1 protein-coding gene is annotated in these 262 nt (G+C 64.5%); it reads left to right on the forward strand.

Annotated elements, in window-relative coordinates; translation table 11 throughout:
• Positions 1 to 262 (forward strand): aminotransferase class III-fold pyridoxal phosphate-dependent enzyme (locus tag ACZ3HG_RS24040; RefSeq protein ID WP_465334930.1); only part of this gene is annotated, 262 nt, incomplete at both ends.

Consider the following 262-nt stretch of genomic DNA (forward strand, 5'->3'; position numbering starts at 1 on the left):
CCCTGCTCGATCATCCGCTGGTGGGCGATGCGCGCAGTCGTGGCCTGCTGGGCGCGCTGGAACTGGTGGCCGACAAGCAGACCAAGGCCCGCTTTGCGCCCGAGCTGAAGCTGCATGATCGCATCTTCCAGGTGGCCTATCGCCATGGCCTGGTGTTCCGCGCCTTCGGTGACAACATCCTCGGCTTCGCGCCTGCGCTGTGCTACACGGAAGAGGATTTTGCACTGATGTTTGCGCGCCTGCGGGCCATCCTCGACGAGGT

It is taken from the genome of Erwinia sp. PME.40.26/001, from assembly GCF_055556675.1.